The sequence below is a fragment of the Nocardiopsis sp. NPDC055551 genome (assembly GCF_053619415.1).
Genome location: NZ_JBSHJJ010000002.1, coordinates 130,863 through 144,541 on the forward strand (window position 1 = coordinate 130,863; position 13,679 = coordinate 144,541).

10 protein-coding genes are annotated in these 13,679 nt (G+C 68.8%); 4 read left to right on the top strand and 6 right to left on the bottom strand.

What is annotated here, in order from left to right; all coding sequences use genetic code 11:
- The first annotated feature begins 19 nt into the window (after window positions 1-19).
- Complete coding sequence (locus tag ACWGSK_RS04425; RefSeq protein ID WP_452455225.1) at window positions 20-1,612, top strand: MFS transporter; 1,593 nt, start codon at window positions 20-22, stop codon at window positions 1,610-1,612.
- On the opposite strand, the gene ACWGSK_RS04430 is transcribed toward ACWGSK_RS04425, so the two are convergent.
- Window positions 1,609-2,355, bottom strand: a complete 747-nt coding sequence (locus tag ACWGSK_RS04430; protein ID WP_452455359.1) for a TNT domain-containing protein — start codon at window positions 2,353-2,355, stop codon at window positions 1,609-1,611. The two genes, ACWGSK_RS04425 and ACWGSK_RS04430, sit on opposite strands and share 4 nt — an antisense overlap.
- A gap of 1,038 nt (window positions 2,356-3,393) precedes the next feature.
- Between ACWGSK_RS04430 and ACWGSK_RS04435 the strand changes: the two genes are divergently transcribed.
- Window positions 3,394-4,761 carry a DUF222 domain-containing protein gene (locus ACWGSK_RS04435; protein WP_452455226.1) on the top strand — a complete coding sequence of 456 codons (1,368 nt, stop codon included), beginning with the start codon at window positions 3,394-3,396 and terminating at the stop codon, window positions 4,759-4,761.
- Between the two features lie 1,089 nt (window positions 4,762-5,850).
- Here the strand turns inward: ACWGSK_RS04435 and ACWGSK_RS04440 are convergent.
- The 3 genes from ACWGSK_RS04440 to ACWGSK_RS04450 all read right to left on the bottom strand — a co-directional run bounded on the left by ACWGSK_RS04440 (window position 5,851) and on the right by ACWGSK_RS04450 (window position 9,670).
- On the bottom strand, window positions 5,851-7,182 hold the full coding sequence (locus ACWGSK_RS04440) for a UDP-glucose dehydrogenase family protein (protein ID WP_358515585.1): 1,332 nt from the start codon (window positions 7,180-7,182) through the stop codon (window positions 5,851-5,853).
- Window positions 7,183-7,444: 262 nt separating this feature from the next.
- Window positions 7,445-8,116 (bottom strand): YIP1 family protein, encoded by a 672-nt coding sequence (locus ACWGSK_RS04445; RefSeq protein WP_452455227.1) that lies wholly within the window; start codon window positions 8,114-8,116, stop codon window positions 7,445-7,447.
- A gap of 48 nt (window positions 8,117-8,164) precedes the next feature.
- Window positions 8,165-9,670: an LCP family protein gene (locus ACWGSK_RS04450; RefSeq protein WP_358515580.1), complete on the bottom strand. Its 1,506-nt coding sequence runs from the start codon at window positions 9,668-9,670 to the stop codon at window positions 8,165-8,167.
- A gap of 283 nt (window positions 9,671-9,953) precedes the next feature.
- Here ACWGSK_RS04450 and ACWGSK_RS04455 point away from each other — a divergent pair, with 283 nt between their 5' ends.
- Both ACWGSK_RS04455 and ACWGSK_RS04460 read left to right on the top strand, forming a co-directional pair.
- Window positions 9,954-10,949, top strand: a complete 996-nt coding sequence (locus ACWGSK_RS04455) for a glycosyltransferase family 2 protein (protein ID WP_358515577.1) — start codon at window positions 9,954-9,956, stop codon at window positions 10,947-10,949.
- Window positions 10,950-11,028: 79 nt separating this feature from the next.
- A complete protein-coding gene (locus tag ACWGSK_RS04460; protein ID WP_358515574.1) occupies window positions 11,029-12,093 on the top strand; it encodes a DUF4429 domain-containing protein in 1,065 nt (354 codons plus the stop codon).
- A gap of 3 nt (window positions 12,094-12,096) precedes the next feature.
- On the opposite strand, the gene ACWGSK_RS04465 is transcribed toward ACWGSK_RS04460, so the two are convergent.
- Both ACWGSK_RS04465 and ACWGSK_RS04470 read right to left on the bottom strand, forming a co-directional pair.
- On the bottom strand, window positions 12,097-12,861 hold the full coding sequence (locus ACWGSK_RS04465) for a glycerophosphodiester phosphodiesterase (RefSeq protein WP_358515571.1): 765 nt from the start codon (window positions 12,859-12,861) through the stop codon (window positions 12,097-12,099).
- Window positions 12,858-13,628, bottom strand: a complete 771-nt coding sequence (locus tag ACWGSK_RS04470; protein ID WP_358515568.1) for an IspD/TarI family cytidylyltransferase — start codon at window positions 13,626-13,628, stop codon at window positions 12,858-12,860. Before ACWGSK_RS04470 ends, ACWGSK_RS04465 begins: the two co-directional genes overlap by 4 nt.
- Between the last annotated feature and the right edge of the window lie 51 nt (window positions 13,629-13,679).

A 13,679-nucleotide genomic window follows, 5' to 3' on the forward strand; every position in this document is an offset into this window, starting at 1 on the left:
CGTACGTACGATCCTTGCCATGGACAAGAACCGCACACCACCACGCGCCACCGCCCGGACCTGGGCGGGGCTGGCCGTCCTGCTCGTCCCCGCGCTGCTGGTCGCCATGGACCTCTCGGTGCTCTTCGTCGCCGCGCCCGCCATCGCCCAGGATCTCCAGCCCACCGCCACCCAGTGGTTGTGGATGATGGACGTCTACGGCTTCGTCCTGGCCGGACTCCTGGTCACCATGGGATCGCTCGGAGACCGCGTGGGGCGTAGGAAACTGCTCCTCGCCGGGGCCCTACTCTTCGGAGCCGCCTCTGCCCTGCTCGCCTTCGCTCCGAACAGCGAACTCTTCATCGCCGGTCGCGCCCTGCTCGGGCTGGCCGGTGCCACCCTGGCGCCCTCCACGCTCTCCCTGATCCGGAGCATGTTCACCGACTCCAAGCAGCGGGCCACCGCCGTGGGCGCGTGGACCATCGCCTTCACCGGTGGTGCCGTTGCCGGGCCCATCTTCGGTGGGGTGCTGTTGGAGTTCTTCTCCTGGGGCTCGGTGTTCCTCATCAACCTGCCGTTCATGGCGTTGCTCCTGGTGAGCGCGCCCTTCCTGGTGCCGGAGACACGTGACCCCCGAGGCGCCCGGTTCGACCTGCCCGGAGCGGTGCTATCCCTGGTGGCGGTGCTGGGCCTGGTCTACGCGGCCAAGCGCTTCGTCGAACACGGGGTCGAGGTCCAGGGCGGAGCGGCCCTCGTGCTCGGATCGGCCTTCCTCGTCCTGTTCGTGATGCGGCAACGCCGTGCCGCGCACCCGCTCATCGACGTGACGTTGTTCGCCCGCCCCGCCTTCAGCGCGGCGGTCGGTGGCAACGCGGCGGTATCCTTCGCCGCGGCCGGGATGGGGTTGCTGACCTTCACCTTCCTGCAGAGTGTGCACGGGCTCAGCCCGCTGAGTGCCGCCTTGTGGGCCCTGCCCACCTTCGCCACCACCGCCTTGGGCGCGGTCCTCGGGAGTGTGGTGGCGCCGCGTGTGCGCCCCGCTCCGCTCATGGCGACCGGTTTGGCGGTGGGTGCCCTCGGGTTCGCCATGATCGCCCTGGTGGACCCGGAAACGCCGCTGCCGCTGTTCATCGGTGCCTACGGGCTGATCAGCATGGGCGCCGGGGTGGTGGGAACACTGGCCACCACGCTGGTGCTGGCCACCGCGCCTCCCGAGCGCGCCGGTGCGGCGGCGGGGGTGTCGGAGACCAGTGCCGAGTTCGGAGCCGCTTTGAGCATCGCGGCTCTGGGCACGGTGGCGACGGGCATCTACCGGTCGGAGATGAGCGGGACCCAGGGGCCGGCGGGAGAGACCGTGACCGGAGCGATCGCCGGCGCGTCCCACCTGCCAGAGGCCGAGGCGGGCGCGCTGTTGGCGGAGGCGTTCGATGCCTACACCAAGGGTCTCAACGCCGCCGCGCTCACCGGCGCGGTCGTGCTGGCGGTGTTGGCCGTGGCGGTTCTGGGGGCGCTGCGCCGGATCCCGGCGGGAGTCGCGGGCCCCGAGGAGCAGGAACATCGCGAGCACGAGGAGCACCGCGAGGACCGCGAGGACAGAGAGCCGGGACCCGAATCCACCCGGGCCGGTTTCTAAGCGGCGAACTCCTCGGGGAAGACACACTCCTCGGCGGGCCGCTGGTCGAGGTAGTCCCATTCCAGGAGGTCGTTGACGGAGACGTAGCCTCCGTCATCGGCCCCGTAATCGCCACCGCCACCGGCTTCGGGGACGCTCTCGGTCGGGATCAGCAGTTGTTCACCGCCGCCGGGCTGTTCGAAGTGCGGGGCGATCGGGCCCACCCAGGCGTCGACCGGCAGGACGACCTCGTAGCAGTTGTAGTTGTGCTCGGCCCCGCCCGGCCAGGTGTTCAGGGAGTCCGGCGGCAGGGCCCGCTCGGAGAACGGGGCACCGGCCGGGGCGAGGAATGAGCCCCAGGGGGAGCCGAAGCGGTCCAGCATCCATCCCTCGGGCAGTTCCTGGAGTTCCTTCAGCGGGCTGCCGTTCTCCACGACGAAGCCGTTGTGCTCGGGGTAGTCCCAGCCGTCCTCGGTGGCCCACCGGTCCAGGAACTCCGCGGGGGAGAGGTCGCCGAACCGGTCGTAGCCCTCCACCAGTTCGCCGACGGGTCCGCTGGTGGGTAGCTCGGCCGGTCCCAACCTCGGGTCCCCGCACAGGTACTGCTCCAGCTCCTCTTCGCTGGGCGGTGGATCCAGCACGGGGCACTCGCCGGTCGATACCAGGGGCGGTGAGGGAAGGGATTCGTCGGCCAGGACGGGGGAGGAAGCGCCGAGTGTCAGGGCAAGGGCAAGGGCAGGAGCGAGGGCAAGGGGAAGGGGCAGATGCGTGGGCGAGGGCAGGGGGAGGCCCGTGGCTGGCACTACCCGGAAGGCGGACACTGCGCGGAAGAGGGACATCGGACTCCGTCCGGTTGATTACTACTTAGAGTTTCCAGTCAAAGACTCTGTGTAGTGAATCATGGTGGCGTCCTTGCCCGGTGGAAGTTCTCCTCATCGGCCGGTGGCCGGTTGATTGGAAGGGTGGTGAGTTATCCACAAGCAGGAGATTCGGGGTGTTGGTGGAGCGCGTGGGCGTGATCCCATTGATCTTAGGGGAGCCGCTGGTTTCGCCGGTTTCGTGCTGCCCGGGGCTGTTCGTGCTGGTCGGAGTGGGAGGTGGGCGGTGGGGCGCCTGGGGTCGGGGGCCGCTGGTTCACGGGGCGTCGCTCGGGTGGTTGGTGGGGCGCCTTAGGTAGGGGCTCTTCTGGTGGTTGGGCGGGGTGGGGGTGGGTTCTCCCTCCTTCCCCGCCGCGTGATTGTTGCCGCCCGCACCGCACGCGTCAAGGCGATGGTGTGTGCTGTGGCGCTGTGGTGGGTGGCCTTGACCCGTACGGCACGGGCGGCGGTTTGGCGGCTATCGGGGAAGGGGGGAGAGTGGTTGGGGTTCCAACGGCCCTGCGGGCCTTCGGCCCACTCCGGCCGCAGTCGGCCGGATCCCTTCCCCTCCCTCTGGCTTTCTCGTGGGCCGCGTCGCCACTACGTGACGGGTCCGGTCACGAAGAGCCCGCTACAGGTGGGGCACGGGGCGGGCCGCGTCCCCGCGGTAGCCGGCACCGGCGCCCCTTTGGCGATGATCTTGCTCGTAGCGCCATGTTGGGCGCCCAACATGGCGCTACGGACAAGATCGTTTCCATTCAGAGCCCCTTCCCTTGAATTCGCCAGGAGTATCTCCGCTATGGGCGGATCCGACCATAGCGAAAAGGGGTTGCGGATAACCCGAAACAGGGGTCCTCGTATGGTAGGCATGCCGGTCCAAGAGTTCGGTTAATATACCCACCGGTAAGCCTGCCATTTTCTGGGGTGTTCGCATATAATCAGAGTATGATCTTTCCTCCCCATGCACCGCGCCCGACCGGGAACACCCCGGTCGATAAGGCGATGGCGGGTGCGCGGGAGATGGCGGTGGAATTCTCCGGCCGGGATATCCCGTTCGGATGTGAAGCCGATGTGCTCGCACAGTTCGGCCGGCTCAACCAGGAAACAGACCGCATCCGCTACGGGATGCTGCCCGCCCTGGCCCGCATGGAGACCACCGGCGCCCTGCTGGAAGAGGGCGGCCAGCGCAGCATCCAGGCGTGGATCACCCACCAGTGGGGCACCTCCCCGGCCGAGGCCAAGAGCCTTGCCACCCTCGCCCGAGCCCTACACCGGCAGCAGCTGCCCCTGGTGGAAGAAGCCTTCCAGAACAAGGTCTTGTCGTTGGGTGAGGCGTGCGCCATCGCGACCTCCACCGAAAAGGCGACTGCTGAGTGGGCGAAGGTCCTGGAAACGGCGGATGAGGAATTCCGTGCGGAGTGTCCTTCGGTGGAGGGGTTTCGGGCCCGGTTGGAATACGGGTTGATCGGTTTCAAGGACGAATGCCCGCAGGCTTCAGTGCGCCAACTGCGGGACGCGACGAAATGGTTCGTCGCTCGCCTGGACCCCGACAAAGCCGACCGGGACTATGACGAAACGTTCGAGAACCGGGGCGCCCAATTCTCCCCCACGTTCGAGTCCGGGTTTCTGTTGCGAATGTGGGGACCGGGGGCCGATAACGAGCTGATCCAGGCCGCCCTGCAGGCTTATACCGAGCCGTACGGGCCCGATGACGCGGCGATGCCGAAGCATCAGCGCACTTATGACGCGATGATGCGGATCTTCGAGACCGCTCTGACGCATCGGGATTGCTCCAGCCTGAGCCGCCAACCGTTGGCCACCCTCAACATCACCGTCCCCCTCAAGCGCTTCCTGGGCGACGGGTCGGCTGAGCCCGCCAACACCGAGGATGGTGTGGTCATCCCGGACCAGATGGTGGCCCGCCTGACCCCCGAGAGTTGGCTGCGCCGGTTCGTGACCGACGAACAAGGCCGCACCCTGCTGGACGTGGGGCGAAAGCAGCGGTGCGCTCCCGATCCGGTGCGCCAGGCGGCGGGGTTCAAAGAGTTCACCTGCCAATGGCACGAGGGTTGTGATGTGCCGCGTAGTTGGTCGCAGTACGACCACATCGTCCCCTTCTCCCACGGCGGGGCCACCAGCGCCGACAACATGCAGATCCTGTGCTCGACCCACAACAGGCTCAAGCACCGGTTGCAGGCCAAGGTGAACCGGCAGATCTGGGAACACCACCACGCCCAGAACCGCCAGGAAGCGGGAAAGGAAGCCGGGTCCGGGGATGGTGAGGGGGAGCCAGCCCCAGCCACCGCCCTCTAACCACCACCCGCTTCCACGATCATGTGTTTCCGCCAGGTGGAACCCCAACCCCCGCGAGATCACCCCCGGTTGGGTGTCAGACCCCAAGGGCCTTGTGTCCTGTGGGGATATCGGCATGCCCAGGGCAGAAACTCCGCGAACCCCCCGCCCAGAGCCATATCCCGGGGTTGGAGTGGTTCCCGTTGGGGGTGTTGGCACGGCTCCCACCCCTGGTACCGGCCCACCGGCACCATCAACCCCGTGCAACCCTGTGCTGTCTCTTCATCATGATGATCTTGTCCGTAGCGCCATGTTGGGCGCCCAACATGGCGCTAGGAGCAAGATCATCAGGGAGAGAGCTTCACCAGAGGTGGCTACCGCGGGGACGCGGCTCGCCACCGGCCCTACCTGTAGCGGGCCCTTCGTGACCGGACCGGTCACGTAGTGGCGACGCGCTCAACGAGGACACCAGAGGGAGGGGAAGGGATCCGGCCGCCTGCGGCCGGAGTGGGCCGCAGGCCCGCAGGGCTGTTGGGACCTCAACCACTCTCCCCCCTTCCCCGATAGCCGCCAAACCGCCGCCCGTGCCGTACGGGTCAAGGCCACCAACACCGCTGCCAGAGCACTCACCATCGCCTTGACGCGTGCGGTGCGGGCGGCAACAATCACGCGGCGGGGAAGGAGGGAGAACCCACCCGAGCAACGCCCAACAACCCCCAGAGCCAGAAACCTGAGGCGCCCCACCAACCACCCCACACCCGCCCCGTAAACCGGCAGATTCTCTACCTCAGGCGTCCCACCCACACACCAAAAGGACGACCACCAACCGCCTGGTCAGCCGCCGGCGCTGGAGACACGGACCAGGGCGCGCACCGCGCACCGTGCTCGCAGCCTCGCAGCCTCGCAGCCTCGCAGCCTCGCAGCCTCGCAGCCTCGCAGCCTCGCAGCCCGGCGCGGTCACCGAACTCCTCGAAACCTCTGATGCGATCCAGCGGAGATCGGGCTACAGACCGTCTGCGATCTGGCTGCGGATGAGCGGGCTTCGGGTGGTCCGAACATGCGAACGGCCGTCCCGTGACTCGGGACGGCCGTTCAGCGTATGGATGGTTCCTACTGGCGACCTAGCGCCCGGTAGGTCCAGCCGGAAGCGCGCCAGTACGTGGGGTCCAGCGCGTTGCGCCCGTCCACGATCCGCTTCTGGGACACGACCTCGCCCATCTCGTCGGGGTTGGCATCCTTGAACTCCGCCCACTCGGTGAGCAGCAGGACCACGTCCGCGTCGCGTGTGGCGTCCAGCATGGAGTCGGCGTAGTTCAGCTCCGGGAACGCCTCACGGGCGCGCTCCAGGGCCTGGGGGTCGTACACCGTCACGTGCGCGCCCAGGGAGGCGATGGTCGAGGCCACGTCCAGCGCGGGCGAGTCGCGGATGTCGTCGGAGTTCGGCTTGAAGGCCGCGCCCAGCACCGCCACGGTGCGCCCGGCGAAGTTTCCGCCGATCAGCTGGCGGGCGATGTCGATGGTGCGGGCCCGGCGACGCTGGTTGATCGCGTCCACCTCGCGCAGGAACGACAGCGCGGGCTCGACGCCCAGCTCGTCGGCGCGGGCCATGAAGGCGCGAATGTCCTTGGGCAGACAGCCACCACCGAAGCCCAGGCCGGGGCCGAGGAACTTGCCGCCGATGCGGTCGTCGTAGGACAGCGCCTCGGCGAGCTGGATGACGTCGGCGCCCGCGACCTCGGACACCTCGGCCATCGCGTTGATGAAGGAGATCTTCGTGGCGAGGAAGGCGTTGGCCGAGACCTTGACCAGCTCGGCGGTCTGCAGGTCGGTGACCAGGAACGGGGTGCCGTCGTCCACCTGTTGCTGCCACAGGGCGCGGACGGCCTTCTCGACTCGGGGGGACTCGGTGCCGATCACGATGCGGTTGGGGTGCAGGGTGTCCTCCACCCCGAAGCCCTCGCGGAGGAACTCCGGGCTCCAACCGAGCTCGGCCTCCTCGCCCACCGGGGCGAGCGCGGCGAGGCGGGCGGCCAGGGTGGCGGCGGTGCCCACCGGGACGGTGGAGCGACCCACGACCACGGTCGGTCGGGTCAGGTACGGGGCGAGGTTGTCCACCGCCGAGTTCACGTAGCGCAGGTCGGCGGCGCCGGACTCGTCACGCTGGGGGGTGCCCACACAGATCAGGTGCAGGTCCGCGAACTCGGCGGCCTCGGCGAAGCTCGTGGTGAAACGCAGCCGACCGGTCTTCAGGTTGGCCTTCAGTAGCTCGTCGAGACCGGGCTCGTAGAAGGGGACCTTGCCGGAACGGAGCATGTCGACCTTGGCTTCGTCGACGTCCAGGCCCAGGACCTCGAAGCCCATCTCGGCCAGGCAGGCGGCCGTCGTGGCGCCGAGGTAGCCGGTCCCGATGACGCAGACCCGCATACGTTCCGCTTCGACCACTGGGTGTTCCTTCCTTGCTTCCGCGCGCGCCTGGTATTGGTTGTTCCCGCTCTCGGCGGTCGACATCCCTCACGGGGGCGGATAACGGACATGGTTCGGCCGACGATGGTGCCGGGGCGGCATCACCCTACGCGCAGGGCCGTGGCGTCCGACCCAACTGCACGTGAACAGTCAGGCGGACAGATTACCGGTGGGTGGTGAGATGTCGGTACGAGGGGATCGATGAGGGGACGTCCCGCCCCCGTGAAGTGGGACGTTCGGATCAACGGCCCCGGTCGTCGTCCAGTGGGGTCCACACCGCGCCGCTCTCACCGCGACGGAACGGCGTCGTGGTCTTGCCGGAATCGTCGTACCGGCGTACGGGGGAGGCGGGTGGAGGAACGTCGGGCACGGTGTCGCCGACCGGACCTCCGTCGTTCCACCGCTCTTCCACGGTCTCGCCCGGCTCGGGCCCGACCTCGTCGACCGGCGCCGAGCGATACCGGTCGCGGCTCGCGCTCGCCACCACTCGATCGCCGGGAACGGGGCCCAGGTCCTCGGCCGCGCGCCAGCGGGTGGGCAGGGTCGCCGAACCCAGGAGCAGCACGCCCAGGGGCAGGGCGATGCCGAGTCCGGCCCCGCTCGGGTAAAGGAACGTCTCCTCGTTGAGCCAGGAGAGCGCGGAGGTCAGCGTCTCGGGGGAGACGATCGGCCACAGACACAGGGCGGTCAGGAGCGCCCCGGAAGTACCGGCCACCAGGGGAGAGCGGCGTGAGGCGACCAGGTAGGCGCCCACGGCACCCACCAGACACAGGACCACCACGGACAACACCGAAGCGACGTCCACCTCACCCTGGGTGATACGGGGGAACAGGTCGGCCGCCCACGCGATCCCCACCCAGATGACGGGGGTCAAGGCGATTCCGGCGAGTAGTCCGACCAGGTGGCGGAGCAAGAGCTTCCCCTTCCCCGAGGGACTTTCGCGGTCCCTCTCCTCACAAGGCTACGTGCAGATGTTCTCTTTGGCGGTGGTGATGGCGGTCCCGTCCTCCGTGGTCGGTTCCTGCGGTTCCTCTTCCGCCACCGCGCCTTCCACCGGAGCGGGCGGTTCGAACGTCGTGTGGTTGAAACCGATCACGACCTGCAGGTCGCCCTCCAGGGTCTGGTCCTCGACCGTCTCCGAACCCGGCAGCATCTCCGCCATGTACGCGGCGAGCTCCTCGTCCTTCGGTCCGTACCGGACCTCTGTCGTCGGCACGCTCCGGTCGCTCCAGTTCTCGGCCTCGTCGGTGACGTCGAACCCGGCCTCGGCGAACTGGTTGTCCATTCGGGCGCCCAGGCCCGGGGTGGCGGTGCCGTTGAACACGCGGACCCGGACGTCGCCGGGGACGGGCTCGGCGTTCTCCTGGGCCGACTCCTCGGCCTCGGGTTCGTTCAACGGGCGGTCGGCGTTGATGTCGGCGAACATCTCCCGTGCCGCGGGCTCGTCCCACAGCAGGGCGACGTCACCGCGCGGTGTCCAGTGGTCCATGTCCGAGATCGGCACCTGCGCGAAGGTCACGTTGCTCAGGTCCATTTCGCGCATCTGGTACGCCAGGTCGTTGATGGCGCTGGTGTCCATCCCCTCGTCCACGGTCACCGAGGACAGGGAGCTGTCCAGGAACGCGGTGAGCTTGCCCGGGTCCGAGAGGGTCTGGCTGCTCAGCGCCTTGTCGAACATGGCCGACAGCACCTGCTGTTGGCGGTCGATCCGGTCCAGGTCGCCTCGGGCGGTGGCTCGGGTCCGGGCGAACGCCAGGGCGTCGGCCCCGCCCACCTGGTGGGTGCCCGCCTCCATGTTCAGGTGCGCCTTGGGGTCGTCGATGGCCTCGGGCAGGCACACCTCGATGCCGTCCAGGGCGTCCACCACGTCCACGAATCCGTTGAAGTCCACCTCGACGTAGTGGTCGATGCGCACCCCCGTCGTCGACTCCACGGTCTGGACCGCGAGTTGAGGGCCGCCGAAGGCGTAGGCGGCGTTGATCTTGTCCTCGCCCTCGCCGGGGATGTCCACCCACAGGTCGCGGGGGATACCGACCACGGTGAGGTGGTCGCGCTCGTGGTTGAGGCGCACCAGCATGATCGTGTCGGATCGCTGTCCGGGGGTGGAACCGACGCTGAGCGCGTTCTGATCCTCTGAGTTCATCTCGTCGCGACTGTCGGAACCGATGACGAGGAAGGTCAGACCACCGGTCTCCTCGGGGCGGTCGTCGTCGGCCATCCCGCTGAACACGTCGAAGCGGTTCAGCGAACCCGACATCCACCCGGTGATCGCCCACGAGGTGCCGGAGGCCAGCAGGACCAGCACCGAGAGGACACTCATCACGAGCAGACCGTTGCGGCGCCGCCGGACCGTCGCGCTGGGCACGGTGATCCGCCCGGAACGCTTTGAACGGTCGGGTGGCACAGGGGAGGAACGCTCACGTCGGAACTCGCCCGTTGATCCGTGCCGTCCGGCGTCGTCGCTCATCGGCATCCCCGTCCCACCCGTTCAACGGTGTCCTCGACACACCTAGGTTGTCACCCGATCGGCCGAAGGGGGCCGGATGTCGGCCCCCGGCGTGTTGCCCCCCTATGTTTCGAGACCGGAAGAGGCCGATCGGTTCTGTCGTTTCGTGTGAATCATCTCGGGCGTCAAGCCGTGACGGTGGAGACGGGTCGTCCGGCCGGTGGCCCCGGTGCAGTACCGTTGACGGCGCGTACACCCTCTCTTCGTGCGCGTTTCCGACACGTCTTGATCCAGGGAAGTGCCCGTGTCCTGGCCGCCTGTCTCCGTCGTCATGCCTGTTCTGAACGAAGAACGCCACCTCGCCGCCGCGGTGGAACACGTCCTCGCCCAGGAGTACCCGGGCGAGCTCGAGGTCGTCCTGGGGGTCGGTCCCTCCAAGGACCGCACGCGTGAGGTCGCCGACGACCTCGCCGCGGCGGATCCCCGCGTCAAGGTGGTGGACAATCCCACCGGTAAGACCCCGGCCGCCCTCAACGCCGCCATCGGCGCCTCCTCGCACGACGTCGTCGCGCGCATCGACGGCCACGCGATGATGCCCTCGGACTATCTCCGGGTGGCCGTGGAGACCCTCGATGAGACCGGCGCCGACAACGTCGGCGGCATCATGGCCGCCGAGGGCACCACCCCCTGGGAGAAGGCCGTGGCCGCCGCCATGACCTCCAAGGTCGGGGTCGGCAACGCCCGCTTCCACACCGGTGGTGAGGGCGGCCCCGCCGATACCGTCTACCTCGGTGTGTTCCGCCGATCCGCGCTGGAGCGTGTCGGCGGGTACGACGAGGCGTTCCTGCGGGCGCAGGACTGGGAGATGAACCACCGCATCCGCACGACCGGCGGCACCGTCTGGTTCCAGCCTCGGATGCAGGTCTCCTACCGTCCGCGCCGCAACGTCAAGCTGCTCGCCAAGCAGTACTTCCACTACGGCCGGTGGCGGCGTGTGGTCGCCCGCCAGCACAAGGGCACCATCAACCTCCGTTACCTCGCGCCGCCGGTGGCCGTGGCCGGGATCGGCGTCGGATTTCTCGGCGGTTTCCTGTTCTGGCCGCTGTGGCTGGTCCCCGCCGCCTACCTGGCCTTGATCACCGCCGCGTCGGTGCCGCTCACCCGGGGGCGGCCGGCCTCGTCGTGGCCGCTCATCCCGCTGGCGCTCGCCACCATGCACATGTCGTGGGGCGTCGGGTTCATCACGAGCCCGTCGAAGCTGGGCGCCGACTCGCGGACCGCTCAGACCTCCCACTCCTGAACTCGGGATCCGAGAAGCGGTCTCCCATCGGAGCTCCGGTTCTGCTAGCAAGAAAGGTAGGAGAACCGGAGAGGGAGCCATGGACGAGTTGCGCGGAGACCAGGCCGTGTGGGTGTTCGACAGCGAGACTGTCCGCATCCGCTTCGAGACCAAGGGCTGGTTCAAGAGCCCGCTGTTCAAACTCCTGGGTACCCTCGACCTTCCGGTCGGGCTCGTCCGCGACGTCGACTTCCGCCCGGGTGCGGGGCGGAAGAAGGGCTGGGTCCTCAACCTGCGGATGCGTGACCGCATGGACCCCTACTCCACCGTCGGCGCGATGCTCGACGAGAAGTTCCAGCCCTTCCGGCTGACCGGCCCGGCCAAGACCGAGCTGGTCGCCGAGTACCTGGCCGACCAGCTCCGCTTCGCCGCCGGGCAGGCCCGTGAACCCGAGCCCCGCGCGGTGCTGTCCCTGGTCCCACCCCAGCCCCTGCACGTGCTCACCTCCGAGGGGACCGCCCGCTTCGAGGACGACCGACTCTCCCTGGTGTGGTCGGGTGGCTACGCCGGTGGCTACAAGAAGAAGAAACAGCGCCGCGAGTTCGACCTGGCCGAGATCGACGGCATGGAGTGGGCACCGGTCGACGACTGGGGCTGGGGCTTCGTCCGCGTGCTGGGTCGGGGAAAGTCCGCCGACGCCAAACCCAAGACCGACCTCAACGTGTTGCGTGCCGGGGACGAGGGCAACGAGATCCACCAGGCCTTCCTGTTGGCCGCCACGGTCACCGCCCACCGGTGGGCGCACGAGGGCACGGCCCGGGCGGCCATCGGTGCCGGCGAAGACGAGCAGACCCCGCCGGTGGGTTTCGACGACCCCGAATGGTGGAAGCGGACCGCCCGGAGCGCCGTGGACGCCCTGCGCGGGCCACAGATCACCCTGAACCTCCCCGGCGGAAGGGGAGCGGAGACGTCGGACGGCGACTCCTCCGTCGAGATCGCCGAGGCCGGCCAGGACGCCCCGGTGGGCCTCGGCGAGCCCGCACCACGGGCCGACACCGCGTGGATCTTCGAGCAGATCGAACGCCTCGGCGACCTGCACGCCAAGGGCCTGCTCACCGACGAGGAGTTCGGCACCAAGAAGGCCGAACTCCTCGACCGGATCTGAGCTTCAATCGCGCGATTCCTTGAGGGCGGTCACCGCACCGGACACGTCGTCCACCACGACCGCGTCCATGCCGGCCGCGGCGAAGCGCGCCGCGTCGACCGGGTCCGGGCACCAGGACATGATCTCCAGCCCGGCGCGGTGCGCGGTCTCGACCGTGTACTCCAGTGGACGTCGCCCCGGCTTGGGCTCCTCGTCGCTCAATCCCAGGGCACGGGCGTCCACCGCCACGATCGGGCACCCCAGCCCCACGGCACCGGGGATCGCCGAGTCCGCGGGGTTGCGCACGTACGGCATCCAGGCAGTCGGAACCCCGGGGGCCCCTTCCCGCACGGCCAAGAGCAGACCCGGGTCGAACGAACAGACGAACACTCGGCGACGCTCGGCCTCGCGGCGCAGATGGGGCAGGAGCAACGACACGGTTCGCCGTGCCGGCGCGTCCACCGCGTCCTCCATCACCGTCTTGACGTCCACGTCCAGACCGATGTGGCCCGGGATCGCGGAGAGTCCTTCCTCAAGACCCACCAGCCCGGCCTCTCCGCACTCCCCGAGGGTGAGGTCGACGATGGCGCGACCGTCGTCCAGAGCGGCGTTGTGGTAGAGCACCAGGGCGTCGTCACGCGTACGGCGCACGTCGATCTCGATCCAGTCCGCGCCGGTGCGGGCGGCCAGTTCGAACGAGGCCACGGTGTTCTCCCGGGTCCCGTCCACCACTCCTCGGCCCGCGCCCCGGTGCCCGATCACATCGGTGGCCTCGAAGACCCGGCTCACGGCGCCACCTCCGGAATCGGACGCCCCATCGGCGCGGCGTGCGCGCGCATCCGGCGCAACAGCGTCTCTGCGATCTCCACGTCACCCGGGTTCGTCACCTTGATGTTGCTCTCCTCCCCCGGCACGATCCGCACCTCTTCCTCGGGCAGGTACCGCAGCACCACCCCGCAGTCGTCGGTGGCCACCAGGTTCGGGTCCGCCATCGCCAGTTCGTAGGCGCGGCGTGCCACGCCCAAACGGAACCCCTGAGGCGTCTGCATCCGACGCAGGGTGGAACGGTCCGGGGTCTGTTCGATCACCTCGCCGCCGGACCGCCCCGGGGCCACCCGCACCACGGTGTCGGCGCTGGGCACCGCCACCCCGACGGCACCCGCCTCGCCCAGAGCGGACACGCACGCCGCGATGGTCGCCGGTCGGACCAAGGGACGGGCCGCGTCGTGCAGCAACGCCAGGTCGTCGGCGGAGGCGGCCGACATCGCGGTCAACGCCGCGTAGGAGGTGTCCGTTCGAGTCGCTCCACCCGGGAGCACCTTGGACACCTTCGCGAACCCGGCCTCGGCGACCAGGTCCTCGATCCGGCCCACGTACTCGTCCACCATCAACACGACGATCTCGTCCACGTCGGGGCTGGCCTCGAAGGCCGCGATCGAATGTTCGATGATGGGACGCCCCTCCAGCGGCAGGAGCTGCTTGGGGGAGGTCGCGCCCATACGCGCACCGACCCCACCTGCCAGAACCGCCGCGATCACCCGCGGACCTGCGGACATGCTTCCTCCGTGCCTACTCGGGTGCTCGCCGGAGATCGAACGAGGGAACCC